Annotated in this window: 12 protein-coding genes; 7 read left to right on the top strand and 5 right to left on the bottom strand. The window is 68.9% G+C overall.

Going from position 1 to position 14,787, the window contains the following annotated elements; translation table 11 throughout:
* Window positions 1–6: 6 nt before the first annotated feature.
* A complete protein-coding gene (locus tag ASC76_RS20395; RefSeq protein ID WP_056470643.1) occupies window positions 7–1,044 on the bottom strand; it encodes a putative 2-aminoethylphosphonate ABC transporter substrate-binding protein in 1,038 nt (345 codons plus the stop codon).
* Window positions 1,045–1,223: 179 nt separating this feature from the next.
* Between ASC76_RS20395 and ASC76_RS20400 the strand changes: the two genes are divergently transcribed.
* Genes ASC76_RS20400 through ASC76_RS20430 form a run of 7 tightly spaced genes read left to right on the top strand, consistent with a single transcriptional unit; the run spans window position 1,224 to window position 10,191 of the window.
* On the top strand, window positions 1,224–1,943 hold the full coding sequence (locus ASC76_RS20400; RefSeq protein WP_056470645.1) for a phosphonate utilization associated transcriptional regulator: 720 nt from the start codon (window positions 1,224–1,226) through the stop codon (window positions 1,941–1,943).
* On the top strand, window positions 1,940–3,160 hold the full coding sequence (phnA, locus tag ASC76_RS20405) for a phosphonoacetate hydrolase (RefSeq protein ID WP_056470648.1): 1,221 nt from the start codon (window positions 1,940–1,942) through the stop codon (window positions 3,158–3,160). Before ASC76_RS20400 ends, phnA begins: the two co-directional genes overlap by 4 nt.
* A gap of 29 nt (window positions 3,161–3,189) precedes the next feature.
* Window positions 3,190–4,608 carry a phosphonoacetaldehyde dehydrogenase gene (phnY, locus tag ASC76_RS20410; RefSeq protein WP_371262162.1) on the top strand — a complete coding sequence of 473 codons (1,419 nt, stop codon included), beginning with the start codon at window positions 3,190–3,192 and terminating at the stop codon, window positions 4,606–4,608.
* A 24-nt stretch (window positions 4,609–4,632) separates the two neighbouring features.
* A complete protein-coding gene (locus ASC76_RS20415) occupies window positions 4,633–6,312 on the top strand; it encodes a Na/Pi cotransporter family protein (protein ID WP_056470656.1) in 1,680 nt (559 codons plus the stop codon).
* A gap of 13 nt (window positions 6,313–6,325) precedes the next feature.
* A complete protein-coding gene (locus tag ASC76_RS20420; protein ID WP_056470659.1) occupies window positions 6,326–6,898 on the top strand; it encodes a phosphonate degradation HD-domain oxygenase in 573 nt (190 codons plus the stop codon).
* The gene (locus ASC76_RS20425) at window positions 6,898–7,770 is read left to right on the top strand and encodes an EamA family transporter (protein WP_056470662.1); all 873 of its coding nucleotides are present in this window, start codon (window positions 6,898–6,900) and stop codon (window positions 7,768–7,770) included. The genes ASC76_RS20420 and ASC76_RS20425 overlap by 1 nt, the downstream gene beginning before the upstream one ends.
* A 9-nt stretch (window positions 7,771–7,779) precedes the next feature.
* Complete coding sequence (locus ASC76_RS20430) at window positions 7,780–10,191, top strand: FAD-dependent oxidoreductase (RefSeq protein WP_056470665.1); 2,412 nt, start codon at window positions 7,780–7,782, stop codon at window positions 10,189–10,191.
* 9 nt (window positions 10,192–10,200) lie between these two features.
* Here the strand turns inward: ASC76_RS20430 and ASC76_RS20435 are convergent, their stop codons facing one another.
* From ASC76_RS20435 to ASC76_RS20450, 4 genes are all read right to left on the bottom strand, one after another.
* Entirely contained in the window at window positions 10,201–10,557 is a 357-nt protein-coding gene (locus ASC76_RS20435; RefSeq protein WP_056470668.1) for a YXWGXW repeat-containing protein, read from the bottom strand.
* Between the two features lie 150 nt (window positions 10,558–10,707).
* Window positions 10,708–11,514, bottom strand: coding sequence for a DUF4743 domain-containing protein (locus ASC76_RS20440; protein WP_056470671.1), 807 nt, complete (start codon window positions 11,512–11,514; stop codon window positions 10,708–10,710).
* Window positions 11,511–13,598: an NAD-dependent DNA ligase LigA gene (gene ligA / locus ASC76_RS20445; RefSeq protein WP_056470675.1), complete on the bottom strand. Its 2,088-nt coding sequence runs from the start codon at window positions 13,596–13,598 to the stop codon at window positions 11,511–11,513. The genes ASC76_RS20440 and ligA overlap by 4 nt, the downstream gene beginning before the upstream one ends.
* A gap of 41 nt (window positions 13,599–13,639) precedes the next feature.
* Window positions 13,640–14,713 carry a cell division protein ZipA C-terminal FtsZ-binding domain-containing protein gene (locus ASC76_RS20450; RefSeq protein WP_056470684.1) on the bottom strand — a complete coding sequence of 358 codons (1,074 nt, stop codon included), beginning with the start codon at window positions 14,711–14,713 and terminating at the stop codon, window positions 13,640–13,642.
* Window positions 14,714–14,787: the final 74 nt, after the last annotated feature.

Below are 14,787 nucleotides of genomic sequence, written 5' to 3' on the forward strand. Positions count from 1 at the left end.
AGCCGCTTACTTCTTCGGCTCGGACTTCGCGTCGTAGCGCTTGTTCCACTCGGCCAGCACCCGTTCGCGGTTCGACGCGGTGGTCGCGAAGTCCATCTTCACCAGGCGCTTCTCGTAGTCGGCCGGCACGTTCTTCAGCGGTTCGGCCACGCCCGGGACCGCGGTGATCGCAAAGTTCTTGCCATACAGCTTCATCGCGTCCTTGCTCGAGGCCCAGTCGGCGAGCTTCTTCGCGGCGTCGAGCTTCTTGGTGCCGGCGTGGATCGCGAACGCCTCCAGGTCCCAGCCGAGGCCTTCCTTCGGGAACACCAGGTCGATCGGCGCGCCCTTGGCCTTGTTGGTGTTGCCGCGGTACTCGAACGAGATGCCCATCACGTACTCGCCGGTGGCCGCCATGTTGCAGGGCTTGGAGCCCGAATGGGTGTACTGCGCGATGTTCTCGTGCAGCGCGTCCATGAACTTCCAGCCACCGCCCTTGCCGTTGTCGTCGCCCCAGAGCGTGAGCCAGGCCGACACGTCGAAGAAGCCGGTCCCCGACGAGGCCGGGTTCGGCATCACGATCTGGCCCTTGTAGATCGGCTTGGTCATGTCCTTCCAGGTCTCGGGCTTGGGCAGGCCCTTCTTCTGCGCCTCGACGGTGTTGAAGCAGACGGTCGCGCCCCACAGGTCCATGCCGAACCACGCCGGCGGGTTCTTCTTGTCGCGGTACTGGCTCATGATCGCGTCGAGATTCAGCGGCGCGTACGGGATCAGCATCTTGTTCGTGTCCAGCAGCGCCAGGCTCGACGCCGCCACGCCCATCACCACGTCGGCCTGCGGATTGGCCTTCTCGGCCAGCAGCTTCGCGGTGATCACGCCGGTCGAGTCGCGCACCCACTTGATCTCGATGTCGGGGTTCACCTTGGTGAACCCGGCCTCGTAGGCTTTCAACTGGTCGGTTTCGAGCGCGGTGTAGACCGTGAGTTGCGTCTTCTGCGCGAACGCGCCGGTGCCGGCGAGCAGCGCCAGCGCAGCGAGCACCGGCTTGATGGAACCCAGATTCATGCGGAACTCCTGACGAAGAGGAAGCGTGGATGAAGCGAACCGGTTTGCAAGCCGCGTGCCCGTCGAGAGGGACGACCCCACGATGCTGGCAGGGCAGTCTAGGGGGGCACTCAAACCGTCGTCAACTGTTTCCTGAAAATTGTTGACAATAAACAGTCACTGTCATCTACTCGTCATCCATGAGCACTACCGTCGTGCCCCATCCGACCATCACGCTGCTGCAAACGAGTTCCCTCACGAGCGTCGTGCAAGGCGAGCTCGAGCGAATGATCCTGTCCGGCGAACTGGCCCCCGGCGCCAAGCTGACCGAGATGGCCCTGGCCGCGCGCCTGGGCGTCTCGCGCGGGCCGCTGCGCGAGGCGTTCCGCATGCTCGAGGAAGCCGGTCTGGTGCGCACCGAAAAGAACCGCGGCGTCTTCGTGCGCGACATCCCGATCCACGAAGCGGTCGAGATCTTCGACTTGCGCGCCGCGATGGACGAACTGGTCGGCCGCCGCCTCGCCGAGAACATCAGCCCGGTGCAGCTGAAGGAAGTTCGCGGCCTGGTCGACCAGATGGAGCAGGCGGTCAAGTCCAAGGACGCGTACCACTACCACCTGCTGAACCTGAAATTCCACGACCGCCTGGTCGAACTGGCGGGCAACAGCAAGCTGACCGCGATCTACCGCAAGCTGATCAAGGAGCTGAGCCTGTTCCGCCGCCTGAACCTGGCCGACGGCTGGTTGATGCCGATCTCCGCCAGCGAGCACCGGCAGATCGTCAAGGCGATCGCCTCGGGCGATGCCGAGGCGGCCGGCCGCGCGATGTTCGACCACGTGATCGAAAGCAAGGAACGCACGATCAAGAACAACCTGCGCCAGCAGCAGCATGCGCGCGCGCTGGAGAAAGCCCCCTCATGATCCTCAACGTCAACAACCGAAACTACGCCACGCCGAAGCATCCGACCGTCGTCGTCTGCGTCGACGGCTGCGAGCCCGATTACCTGGCCCAGGCAGTGGCGCACGGCCGCATGCCGTGGTTGAAGCGCGTGCTCGCCGAAGGCACCGCGCTGATCGCCGATTGCGTGATCCCGAGCTTCACGAACCCGAACAACCTGTCGATCGTGACCGGCGCCCCTCCTTCGGTGCACGGCATCTGCGGCAACTACCTGTACGACGTCGCGACCGACACCGAGGTCATGATGAACGACCCGAAGTGGCTGCGCGCGCCGACGCTGCTGGCCACGCTGGCCGAGGCCGGCGCGTCGGTGGCGGTCGTCACCGCGAAGGACAAGCTGCGCAAGCTGCTCGGCCACCAGATGACCGGCATCTGCTTCTCGGCGGAGAAAGCCGACGAGGTCGCGCTGGCCGAGCACGGCATCGCGGACGTGCTCGGGCTGGTCGGCAAGCCGGTGCCGTCGGTTTACAGCGCGGACCTGTCGGAGTTCGTGTTCGCCGCGGGCGTGAAGCTGATGCAGCAGGCGAAGCGGCCGGACGTGATGTACCTCTCGACCACCGACTACGTGCAGCACAAGCACGCGCCCGGCACCGACGGCGCGGACGCGTTCTACGCGATGATGGATTCGTACCTCGGCCAGCTCGACGCGCTCGGCTGCGTGATCGCGCTGACCGCGGACCACGGCATGAACGCGAAGACCGCGATGGACGCGCAGCCAGACGTGATCTATCTGCAGGACGTGCTCGACGGCTGGCTCGGCGCCTCGAAGGCGCGCGTGATCCTGCCGATCACCGACCCGTACGTGGTTCACCACGGTGCGCTCGGCTCCTTCGCGACGGTGTACCTCCCCGCAGGCGTCGATCAAGCGCCGCTGGTGAAGCGGCTGGCCGCCCAGCGCGGCATCGAATCGGTGCTGACCCGCGCCGAGGCGGCCGAGCGCTTCGAGCTGCCGGCCGATCGCATCGGCGACATCGTCGTCGTCTCCGAACGCTCCACCGTCATCGGCACCGCGGCGGCGCGCCACGACCTCAGTGCGCTCGACGCACCGCTGCGCTCGCACGGCGGCGTGTCCGAGCAACGCGTTCCTCTCATCCTGAACCGCAAGATCGACGGACTGGACATGAACCACCGCTGGCGCAACTTCGACGCCTTCGATCTCGCACTCAACCACGCGCAATGACCATGACCGACACCATCCAGAACTGGGGCATGCGGATCGCCGGCGAGAAGGTCGGCATGGACCGCACCGGCGACCGCTGCATCGAGGTCTTCAACCCGTACACCAACGCCTGCATCGGCAGCGTGCCGAAGGCGACGCTGGCGGAAGTGCAGAACACCTTCGCGATCGCCCACGCCTACAAGCCGAAGCTCACTCGTTTCGAGCGCGCGAACATCCTGAACAAGACCGCCGTGCTGGTGCGCGAACGCACCGCGCAGGTCGCCGCGTTGATCAGCGCCGAGTCCGGCCTGTGCATGAAGGACGCGACCTACGAAGCCGGCCGCGTCGCCGACGTGCTGGTCTTCGGCGCCAACGAGTGCCTGAAGGACGACGGCCAGATCTTCTCGTGCGACCTGACCCCGCACGGCAAGAAGCGCCGCGTCTACACCCAGCGCGACCCGCTGCTCGGCGTCATCACCGCGATCACGCCGTTCAACCACCCGATGAACCAGGTCGCGCACAAGGTGGTGCCGTCGATCGCGACCAACAACCGGATGGTGCTGAAGCCCTCCGAGAAGGTGCCGTTGTCCGCCCTGCTCTTCGCCGACCTGCTCTACGAGGCCGGGCTGCCGTCGGAGATGCTCTCGGTCGTGACCGGCGACCCGCGCGAGATCGCCGACGAGCTGATCACGAACCCGCTGGTCGATCTGGTCACCTTCACCGGCGGCGTCGCGATCGGCAAGTACATCGCGGCCAAGGCCGGCTACAAGCGCATGGTGCTCGAGCTCGGCGGCAACGATCCGATCATCGTGATGGAAGACGCCGATCTCGACGAAGCCTCGACGCTCGCGGTGCAGGGCTCGTACAAGAACTCCGGCCAGCGCTGCACCGCGGTCAAGCGCATGCTGGTGCACGAAGCGGTGGTCGGGCGTTTCACTGACCTCGTGGTCGAGAAGACGAAGGCCTGGAGCTTCGGCGACCCGAGCGATGCGAAGGTCGAGATGGGCACGGTGATCGACGAGGAGGCGGCGCGCCTGTTCGAGTCGCGTGTCGACGAAGCGGTTTCGCAGGGCGCCCGGCTGCTGGTCGGCAACCGGCGCGATGGTGCGCTCTACGCGCCGACCGTCATCGACCGCGTGCGGCCCGAGATGACCGTCGCGCTGCAGGAGACCTTCGGCCCGGTCTCGCCGATCATCACGTTCGCGACCATCGACGAGGCGATCAGGATCTCCAACGGCACGGCCTACGGCCTGTCATCGGCCGTCTGCACCAACCGGCTCGACTACATTTCGCGCTTCGTCTCCGAACTGCAGGTCGGCACGGTCAACGTCCGTGAGGTGCCTGGCTACCGACTCGAGCTGACGCCGTTCGGCGGCATCAAGGACTCGGGCCTCGGGTACAAGGAAGGCGTGCAGGAAGCGATGAAGAGCTTCACCAACACCAAGACCTATTCCCTGCCCTGGGTCTGACCTCAGAAAGGCTTTCCCGACCCGATGATCCATCTGCTGAACCTGCTGGCCGCGATCGCCCTGCTCGTGTGGGGCACGAACATCGTGCGCACCGGCGTGATCCGGATCTTCGGCGAGAACCTGCGCCGGGTGCTGGCCAGCAGCCTGAGCAACCGCGCCAAGTCGATGCTGGCCGGCCTGGCGGTCACCGGGCTGGTGCAGTCGAGCACGGCCACCGCGGTGATCATCTCGTCGTTCGTCGGCAGCGGGCTGGTCGGCATGGCCGCCGGCCTCGCGGTGATGCTCGGCGCGGAGATCGGCACCAGCCTGATGGCGGTGGTGTTCTCGTTCGACCTGTCGTGGCTGTCGCCACTGCTGATCTTCACCGGCGTGGTGCTGTTCATCTCGAACGAGAAGAGCACCTGGGGCCGCGCCGGGCAGGTAGCGATCGGCTTCGGCCTGATCACGCTCGCGCTGCAGCTGATCGTCTCGGCCACGCAGCCGATGATCGCGTCGCCGGTGATCCGCGGCCTGATCGTCGGGCTGCCGAACGACGTGTTCCTCGACATCATCGTCGGCGCGTTGCTGACGATGGCCTGCTACTCCAGCCTCGCGTTCGTGCTGCTGACGGCCACGCTGGCCGCGTCGGGCATCCTGCCGGTCACGGTCGCACTCGGCCTGGTGCTGGGCGCCAACATCGGCAGCGGCATCCTCGCGATGCTGACGAGCTCCGGCCCGCCGGTGCTGCGCCTGCGCCTGCCGCTCGGCAGCCTGCTGTTCAAGCTGACTGGCTGCGCCATCGCCATTCCGCTGCTGCCGCAGGTGCACGTGCTGCTGCAGGAATACGTCCCGAGCGTGCACGCGCAGGTGATCGCGTTCCACCTCGGCTTCAACGTGATCCGCGCGCTGCTGTTCATCGGCCTGACCGGCCCGATGGCGCGCTGGGTCGAGAAGCTGCTGCCTGCACCGCCGGCAGCGGCTGGCTCGACGCGCCCGCGCCACCTCGACCCGTCCGCGCTGCAGACGCCGTCGCTCGCGATCAGCTGCGCCGCGCGCGAGGCGTTGCACCAGGCCGATGTGGTCGAGACCATGATGCACGGCATCCTGCCGGTGCTGCGCGACAACGACCTCGTGCTGGCGGAGCAGCTGCGCAACATGGACGACACGGTCGACCAGCTCTACTCCGCGATCAAGTTCTACCTGACGCAGATCTCGCGCGAGGCGCTGTCCGAGGATGAAGGCCGGCGCTGGACCGACATCGTCTCGTTCACGATCAACATGGAGCAGATCGGCGACATCATCGAGCGCGTGATCCAGGACATCGAGGACAAGAAGATCCGCAAGAACCGCCGCTTCTCCGATGCCGGCATGGCCGAGATCGTCCACCTGCACGAGCGCCTGACCGCGAACCTGCGGCTGGGCATGAGCGTGTTCCTCGACGGCCACGTGCGCGACGCCAAAAAGCTGCTCGAGGAGAAGGCGCGCTTTCGCGATCTGGAACACGAATACGCCGCCAGCCACATCGCCCGGCTGCAGGACAACACGGCGCAGAGCATCGAGACCAGCTCGCTGCACATCGACCTGATCAGCGACCTGAAGCGCATCAACTCGCACATCTGCTCGATCGCCTATCCGATCCTGGAATCGGCCGGCGCGCTGACCAAGACCCGCATCCGCAATTCGCAGCACGGTGCGCTGAGCGGCCCAGAAACCCCCATCCGCTGAGCGCCACGACGCCATGATCAGCCTCGACGACATCGCCCTGCTCTTCGCACGCCACGGCGCCAGCCAGTACAGCGGCGAGCCGGTCACCCAGCTCGAGCATGCGCTGCAGACCGCGCACCTGGCCGAACAGTCCGGCGCCGACGATGCACTGGTCACGGCCTGCCTGCTGCACGACCTGGGGCACCTGCTGAACGACCAGGGCGAGACGCCATCGCTGCGCGGCATCGACGACACGCACCAGTACTACGCGCTGCCGTTCCTGCGCGGGCTGTTCCCGGATGCCGTGCTCGACGCGATCAAGCTCCATGTCGACGCGAAGCGCTACCTGTGCCAGGCCAACCCGGGCTACTACGCGAAGCTGTCGGACGACTCGAAGCGCAGCCTCGCGCTGCAGGGTGGCGTGTTCGGCGCCGAGCAGGCCGCCGCGTTCGTCGAGCAGAGCGGCGCGCGCGACGCGGTGATGCTGCGGCAGTGGGACGACCTGGCGAAGCAGGCCGATCTGGTCACGTCGCCACTCGCGCATTTCCTCGAACGCGCGGCGCGGTGCGCGCTGGCGCCGGCCCACGCCGACGCATCCCACGCCTGATGGCCTTGACCTGGCCGATCGTCGCCGCCGTCCTGTGCGCGGCGCTGCTCCACGCCTCGTGGAACGCGTTGATCAAGTCCGGCAACGACAAGGCGCTGGACACCGCGCTGGTCCACTTCCTCGGCGCGCTGATCGCGCTGCCCTTCATGCTCTGGATCGGCCTGCCGCCGCGCAGCGCCTGGCCGTTCATCGCGGCGTCGCTGGTGATCCACATCGGCTACTACATCGCGCTGGTCGGCGCGTACCAGCACGGTGAGCTGGGCCTGACCTACCCGATCATGCGCGGCTTCGCGCCGATGCTCGTCGCGCTGGCCAGCAGCGCATTCATCGGCGAGGCGCCATCGCTGGTGGCGTGGCTGGGCATCGTCGGCATCACGCTGGGCGTGGCGCTGGTCGGCCTCGCGCACCCGGGCGAAGCGCTGCACCACCGCAAGGCGCTGATGTTCGCGTTCGCGAACGCCGCGATCATCGCGACCTACACCGTGGTCGACGGCCGCGGCGTGCGCGAGAGCGTCGCCGACGACCACGGTGCCATCCGCTACGTGTTGACGCTGTTCGTGCTCGACGGCATCGCGTATCCGCTGCTGGTCTGGCTGCGGCGCAGCGCGCAGGGCCGGCGCGAGATCGTCACCTACGCGCGCCAGCGCTGGCCGGTCGCGGCGCTCGGCGGCAGCGCGTCGATCGGCGCCTACGGCATCGCGCTGTGGGCGATGACGCGCGCGCCGGTCGCCTCGGTCGCGGCACTGCGCGAGACCTCGGTGCTGTTCGCCGCGCTTATCGGCACCGTGTGGCTGAAGGAGCGCTTCGGCCTGCAACGCGCCATCGGCACCGGCGTGATCGTGGCCGGCGTGATGGCGCTTCGCTTCGGATAGGAGTTCGACATGACCCTGCCCTCCCACGCCCGCATCGTCGTCGTCGGCGGCGGCATCGCCGGCTGCTCGACGGCCTACCACCTGAGCCTGATGGGCGAGCGCGACGTGTTGCTGCTCGAACAGGGCAAGCTGACCTGCGGCACCACCTGGCACGCCGCCGGGCTGGTCGGGCAGATGCGCCCCAACCGCAACATGACGCAGATGAGCAAGTACGGCATCGAGCTCTATTCGACGCTCGAGGCCGAGACCGGCCTCGCGACCGGCTGGAAGCAGTGCGGCAGCGTCAACGTGGCCGCGACGCCGGAGCGGATGAAGGTGCTGCGCAAGCAGGCAGCGCTGGCGCGCAGCTTCGGCGTCGAGGTCGAGGTGATCGACGCGCAGCGTGCCGGCGAGCTCTACCCCTTGCTGCGCACCGACGACCTCGAAGGCGGGTTGTGGATTCCCGGCGACGGCAAGGCGAACCCGGCGGACCTGACGATGTCGCTCGCCAAGGGCGCGCGCAACCGCGGCGTGAAGATCGTCGAGGACATCGAGGTGACCGGCGTGCTGACCGAGAACGGCCGCGTCGCCGGCGTGCGCACGACCCAGGGCGATGTTCGCTGCGAGGTCCTGGTGAACTGCGCCGGCCAGTGGGCACGCCAGTTCGGCCGCCTGGCCGGCGTCAACGTGCCGCTCTACTCGGCCGAGCACTTCTACATCGTCACCGACCGGATCGACGGCGTGCACCCGATGCTGCCGGTAATGCGCGACCCGGATGGGTTCATCTACTACAAGGAAGAGGTGGGCGGGCTCGTGATGGGCGGCTTCGAGCCGCAGGCCAAGCCGTGGCGGATGGACCCGATCCCGAGCACCTTCCAGTTCCAGCTGCTCGGCGAGGACTGGGACCAGTTCGAGATCCTGATGACGAACGCGATCCATCGCACGCCATGCCTCGAGACCGCGAAGGTCAAGATGCTGCTGAACGGCCCCGAGAGCTTCACGCCCGACGGCAACTTCATCCTCGGCGAGGCGCCGGAGCTGCGCAACTACTTCGTCGCGGCCGGCTTCAACTCCGCGGGCATCGCGAACTCCGGCGGCGCGGGCCGGCTGATCGCCGAATGGATCGTCGACGGCGAAGCGCCGAGCGACCTGTGGGACGTGGACATCCGCCGCTTCGGCCCGTTCATGGCCAACCGGAAAGCGCTGGCCGAACGCACCGGCGAAACGCTGGGCCTGCACTACGCGATGCGCTGGCCGCGCCAGGAGCTCGAGACCGCGCGCCCGCTGCGCACCTCGCCGCTCTACGACCTGCTGGCCGACAAGGGTGCGGTCTTCGGCAGCAAGAACGGCTGGGAGCGCGCCAACTACTTCAAGCCCGCCGGCGCCCACCCCGCCGAGCCCGGGCTCGGCCGCCCGCAGTGGCTCGACTGGGTGATCGACGAGCAGCGCGCGACGCGCGAGGCGGTGGCGCTGTACGACCAGACCTCGTTCTCCAAGCTGCTGCTGCAGGGCCGCGATGCGCTCGCCGTGCTGCAGCGCCTGTGCGCGAACGAGATCGACGTGCCGGTCGACAGGATGGTCTACACCGCGCTGCTGAACGAGCGCGGCGGCTTCGAGAGCGACCTGACCGTGATCCGCACCGGGGCCGACCGTTTCATGATCGTCACCGGCTCGGCGCAGACCACGCGCGACCAGGACTGGATCAATCGCCACATCGGCCCGACCGAGCACGCGATGCTGACCGACGTCAGCGCGATGGTCGCGGTGCTGTCGGTGATGGGCCCGAAGGCCCGCGAGTTGCTGGCGCGGGTGTCGCCGGACGACCTCTCGGCCGAGGCGCTGAAGTTCTCGCAGAGCCGCGAGATCGATGTCGGCTTCGCCCGCGTGCGCGCGGCGCGCATGAGCTACGTCGGTGGTCCGGGCTTCGAGCTCTACGTGCCGATCGAGATGGCGCGCCACGTGTACCTCGCGCTGCACGAGGCGGGCGACGACCTGGGCCTGCGCGACGCCGGCTACTACGCGCTCGACGCGCTGCGCATCGAGGCGGGCCGCCGCGCCTGGGGCGCCGAACTGGGGCCCGACGAGACGCCGTTCGAGGCCGGGCTGACCTTCGCGGTCAGGCTCGACAAGCCCACGGAGTTCGTGGGACGCAAGGCGTTGCTGAAGGCGCAGGGCCAGCCGCTTCGCAAGAAGCTCGTGACCCTCGTTCTCGACTCGGCGGCTCACTACGCCTGGGGCGGCGAGCCGCTCCTGATCGATGGGCTGCCAGTCGGCGAACTGTCGTCGGTCGGCTGGAGCCCGAAGGCGAACGCCTGCGTCGCGCTGGGCTACGTGCGTGGCGAGGCAGCTCGGCGCCCGCACGCCGGCACGCGCGCGCAGGTCGATCTGTGGGGCGAAGCGATCGGTGCGACGGCCTGGGACACCTGGCCGCCGCGCGCGTGATCGCCGCCGTCAGTTGCGATTCGGGTTGTTCGGCCGGCGGTCGTAGCGGTTCGGCACGCCATCGCCATCACGGTCCCAGCCGCCGCGGCGCATCTGCCAGCGCTCGCCGCGCTGCACCCACTCGGGGCGGTGATAGACATAGCCCGGACGCTCGCGCATCCAGCTGCCGGCGACCCACACGTGGCGGCGCCCGTTCCAGTTCCAGTACCCCGGCGACCAGACGAAGCCGGGCCGCGCCGCCGGCACGACTTCGGTGCGCAATGGCGGCGGCGACACCCTGACAAGGACGTCGGCCTGGGCCGGCAGCGCCGAGACGCCGAGCAGTGCCGCGAGCGCGGCGGCATAGACAGTGGTCTTGATGTTCATGGTGCAGCTCCTTGAAGCACGGGACTGAAGTCTCGACGCGGCCCGGGCGCCTTCTCGTCGGCAAACCGGAGAGCGTCATGTCAGTCAACGTGCCAGACCGCCGCGCGATGGCGCTGGCGCCTGCGAAGCTTTGCAAAGTTGCCCCGGACGCTACAGGCAGCGCTGCAGTTCGAGCCAGCGCATCAGCAGCGCCGCTGCCTCGACGGTGAAGGCGTTGGACGTCAGGCGCGCGATCAGCTCGGCGATCTTCAGGCACTCGAAGCGCGCGACTTCGCCATCGCGGTTCTCGGGCACCACGCCATGCGGAACGACGGCGTCGAACAGTTCGATGTGCTCGACCATGTAGCCATCGGAGACCGGGCGGCGCACGGTCAAGCGGCCGCGTGGCTGCAAATGCTGCAAGGCGGCGATGCGCAAGCCGGCTTCTTCCCAGGTCTCGCGTTCGAGCGTCGTCGCGTCGGACTCGCCGGCCGCCTGCAGGCCGCCCATCAGCGTGTCCCACTGGCCCGGATCGGTGGCCTTGTCGAGCGCGCGCTGCTGCACCCAGACGCCGCCGTCGGGCGTTTGCCCGACCAGGTGCACCGCGTGGGTGGTGATGCCCAGCGGGCGCACGGCCGCGCGTTCGATGCGGGCACGCGGCATGTCGTGCTGATCGGTCACGGTCAACAGCTCGTCGCGCCAGCCGTTGACCACGCGTTCGGCATGCAGCCAGGCCGCGATGCGGGCCAGCGCGGCATCGGCGGACGCGGCGTCGCCGGCGGCGATGCACACGCCCGCCTCGGACGCGCGGACGGGCAGCCCGGCGGCCACCAGGCGTTGCGCGAGCGCCGGCTCGATCGAGCCAATGCACTCGCCCGGCACGCCCAGCCAGAGCGGAGCGCGGGCCCGTACGGGCGGCGCGTCGACGCGGGCGCGCAGGCGGCGCCAGAATTCGTCGGCGGCGCCGTCGCGTGTCATGTTGGAACGGCGGGCGGCTCGGGCAGCAGCGCAAGCAGCGCCGCCTCGTCGATCACGGTGATGCCGAGCTCGGTCGCCTTGTCGAGCTTGCTGCCCGCCTCGGCACCGGCGACGACGACGCTCGTCTTCTTCGAGACCGAACCGCTGACCTTGCCGCCCGCCGCTTCGATGCGGTCCTTCGCCTCGTCGCGGCTCAGCGTCGGCAGCGTGCCGGTCAGCACGAAGGTCTGGCCAAGCAGCGGCTTGGGCGCGTTGTCGGCCGTGCCGTCGTCTTCCTTCCACGTGATGCCGCAGGCGCGCAGCTGTTCGACGATCTCGCGGTTGTGCGGCTGCGCGAAGAAGGTGTGGATGCTGTGGGCGACGATCGGGCCGACGTCGCTCACCTCCAGAAGCTGCGGCTCGCTGGCACCGAGCACGCGGTCGAGCTGGCCGAAATGCCTGGCCAGGTCCTTCGCGGTGGTCTCGCCGACATGGCGGATGCCCAGCGCATACAGGAAGCGGGCGAGCGTGGTCTGCTTGCTCTTCTCGAGCCCGTCGACCAGGTTCTGCGCGCTCTTGTCGGCCATGCGCTCCAGCGCGGCGAGGTTCGCGACGCCGAGCTTGTACAGCTCGGGCAGCGTGCGCACGATGCCGGCATCGACGAGCTGATCGACCAGCTTGTCGCCCAGCCCCTCGACGTCCATCGCCCGCCGCCCGGCGAAATGCAGGATCGCCTGCTTGCGCTGCGCGGGGCAGAACAGGCCGCCCGAGCAGCGCCAGTCGACCTCGCCCTCCTCGCGCGTGATCTCGCTGCCGCAGACGGGGCACTTGCCGCCGAGCCGCTGGTACAGGTCGAACGGCTGCGCGTCGGGCGGGCGCTTCTCGATGATCGAACCGACGACCTCCGGGATCACGTCGCCGGCACGTCGCACGATCACGGTGTCGCCGATCCGCACGTCCTTGCGGTCGATCTCGTCCTGGTTGTGCAGCGTCGCGTTGCTGACGGTCGTGCCACCGACGAACACCGGCTGCAGCTTGGCGACCGGCGTCAGCTTGCCGGTGCGGCCGACCTGCACGTCGATGTCCACGAGCCGCGTCGTCTGCTCCTGCGCCGGGTACTTGTGCGCGACGGCCCAGCGCGGCTCGCGCGACTTGAAGCCGAGCTGCTCCTGCTGCGCGCGGTCGTCGAGCTTGTAGACGACGCCGTCGATGTCGAACGGCAGCGCGTCGCGCTTCGCGGCGATCTCCCGGTGGAACCGGATCAACCCCTCGGCGCCATGCTCGACGCGACTGTCGTCGTTGACCGGCAGGCCCATCCTGCGGAACGCGGCGGCGAGCGCGTGCTGGGTGCCCGGCACGTCCCAGCCGACGACCTCGCCGAGCGCGTAGGCGAAGAAGCTCAGCGGCCGCTTGGCCGCCTTGCCGGCATCGAGCTGGCGCACCACGCCGGCCGCGGCGTTGCGCGGGTTGACGAAGGTCTTCTCGCCCTTCGCGCCGCCTTCGATCAGTTTGCGCTGGCGCTCGTTCAGCGCTTCGAAATCGTCGCGCCGCATGAACACCTCGCCGCGCACGTCGATCACGGCGGCGGCCAGGGCCGCGGCGCCGCGCAGCCGCTTCGGCACGGTCGCGATCATGCGCACGGTGTGGGTCACGTCCTCGCCGGTCTCGCCATCGCCGCGGGTGGCGGCCTGCACCAGTTCGCCGCGCTCGTAACGCAGGTTGATCGCCAGCCCGTCGAACTTGAGCTCGGCGTGGTAGGCCAGCGGCGGCGCGTCGTCCGCCAGGGCGAGGGCCTTGCGCACCCGCGCGTCGAACTTCTCGGCACCGGCCGGCGTGGTGTCGGTCTCGGTGTGGATCGACAGCATCGGCACCGCGTGCCGCACCGGCGCCAGGCCCTCGAGCACGGCGCCGATCACGCGCTGGGTCGGCGAGTCGGGCGTCACCAGGTCGGGGTGCGCGGCCTCGATCGCCTGGAGTTCCTGGAACAGCTTGTCGTACTCGGCGTCCGGGATCTGCGGCGCGTCCAGCGTGTAGTAGAGGTGCGCGTGGTGCTGCAGTTCCTTGCGCAGCGCCACGGCGCGCTTGGCGGGGTCGTGATCGGGCATGGCCCGAAGTTTAGTCAGGTCACGCGCGTTTGCTGGCCTGTTCAGCTGAACAGGCGCCGCGCGGCGGGCGAACCGGCCGCCAGGTCGCGCGCTTCGAGCGCGGCGTAGAGCTGGCCGAGCTCGCTGCCGATCGCGGCGAAGCTCTCGGTGCCGAGCTCGCGGCCGTGGTCGTCGACGATCACCGCGTCCATGCTCTGGGCCAGCGCCTGTGCGCTCGCCTGCCAGGCGTCGAAGGGCTGGGCCGACGGGTCGGTCTGCGGCACGTCGAAGCTCAGCGTGACCTCGCGCACCGCGGCGACGTTCGGGTCATCCGCCAACGCAGCCTGCGAATTGAAGGTCAACGTCAGCTTCGGCGGCGCGCCCTCTTCCGCACCGGGCATCACGAGTCGGCCCGGCACGACGCCGGGCACGAAGCCGTGGCGGCTGGCGTGCTGCTGGATGTAGCCGACGCTCCACGCCCCGGCGCGCGAGCGCAGCTGCACCGCGAGCTGCGCGTCGTGCGCGCTGGCGAAATGGTCGAGCTCGCGGGCGGCGGCGACGGCTTCGAGCATGTCGGGGAAGTCGGGCATCGCGCCGATCGCGTCGGCGAACGCCTGCACCTTCTGCACGAACTCGGAATACTCGATCTCGTTGAGCGCCCCGGTGCGGTTGGCCAGCTGCACGCCGGCCTGGAACTCGCCGTAGCGCTGGCTGCTGGCAGGGAATTCCCACTCGCCGGTCTCGCTGTTCAGGCCTTCGATGCCGAACGGCTTGCCGCCCGCGCGACGCGTGGGGGGTACGTGCGCGAGGGCCTGCGTTCCGGCGATCGGCGCTTCGACCGCGAGCGTCGCGATCGAATCGATCAGCGCGTCCAGCCGCGGGATCGTGCGCCGGTTGGCGCGGCGCTCGGCGTGCGCGGACAGATCGGCGATGGCGGCGGCGGCCGCGTCACCGGCGTCGGCGTCGGACGGCGGCTCCTCCACGCCCATCACCGGCTCGCGCGGCTCCACGCGCTCGGGCGCGCGCTCGGCGCGCTTCGGGTCGGCGCGCCGCGCCTGCCACGCACCGTGCGCGATCACGCCGGCCAGCACCACGCCGCCGAGCGACGCCAGTGCGATCGTCAAGGTGTTGCTCATGTCAGCCCCTCGCCCGATGGATAGATCGGCCGGTCCCCAAAGGCCACGAAGTGGCCTCTACGTGGCCCTCGGAC

The organism is Rhizobacter sp. Root404 (genome assembly GCF_001425865.1).
In the GTDB taxonomy this organism is placed as follows: Bacteria; Pseudomonadota; Gammaproteobacteria; order Burkholderiales; family Burkholderiaceae_C; genus LMDS01.

What these genes read in the sequence shown, in the direction of transcription:
- ASC76_RS20450 (WP_056470684.1), bottom strand. Translation starts at nt 14,713, where the DNA reads ATGAGCAACACCTTGACGATCGCACTGGCGTCGCTCGGCGGCGTGGTG.
- ASC76_RS20425 (WP_056470662.1), top strand. Translation starts at nt 6,898, where the DNA reads ATGGCCTTGACCTGGCCGATCGTCGCCGCCGTCCTGTGCGCGGCGCTG.
- phnA (WP_056470648.1), top strand. Translation starts at nt 1,940, where the DNA reads ATGATCCTCAACGTCAACAACCGAAACTACGCCACGCCGAAGCATCCG.
- ASC76_RS20430 (WP_056470665.1), top strand. Translation starts at nt 7,780, where the DNA reads ATGACCCTGCCCTCCCACGCCCGCATCGTCGTCGTCGGCGGCGGCATC.
- ASC76_RS20435 (WP_056470668.1), bottom strand. Translation starts at nt 10,557, where the DNA reads ATGAACATCAAGACCACTGTCTATGCCGCCGCGCTCGCGGCACTGCTC.
- ASC76_RS20395 (WP_056470643.1), bottom strand. Translation starts at nt 1,044, where the DNA reads ATGAATCTGGGTTCCATCAAGCCGGTGCTCGCTGCGCTGGCGCTGCTC.
- ligA (WP_056470675.1), bottom strand. Translation starts at nt 13,598, where the DNA reads ATGCCCGATCACGACCCCGCCAAGCGCGCCGTGGCGCTGCGCAAGGAA.
- phnY (WP_371262162.1), top strand. Translation starts at nt 3,190, where the DNA reads ATGCGGATCGCCGGCGAGAAGGTCGGCATGGACCGCACCGGCGACCGC.
- ASC76_RS20440 (WP_056470671.1), bottom strand. Translation starts at nt 11,514, where the DNA reads ATGACACGCGACGGCGCCGCCGACGAATTCTGGCGCCGCCTGCGCGCC.
- ASC76_RS20415 (WP_056470656.1), top strand. Translation starts at nt 4,633, where the DNA reads ATGATCCATCTGCTGAACCTGCTGGCCGCGATCGCCCTGCTCGTGTGG.
- ASC76_RS20420 (WP_056470659.1), top strand. Translation starts at nt 6,326, where the DNA reads ATGATCAGCCTCGACGACATCGCCCTGCTCTTCGCACGCCACGGCGCC.
- ASC76_RS20400 (WP_056470645.1), top strand. Translation starts at nt 1,224, where the DNA reads ATGAGCACTACCGTCGTGCCCCATCCGACCATCACGCTGCTGCAAACG.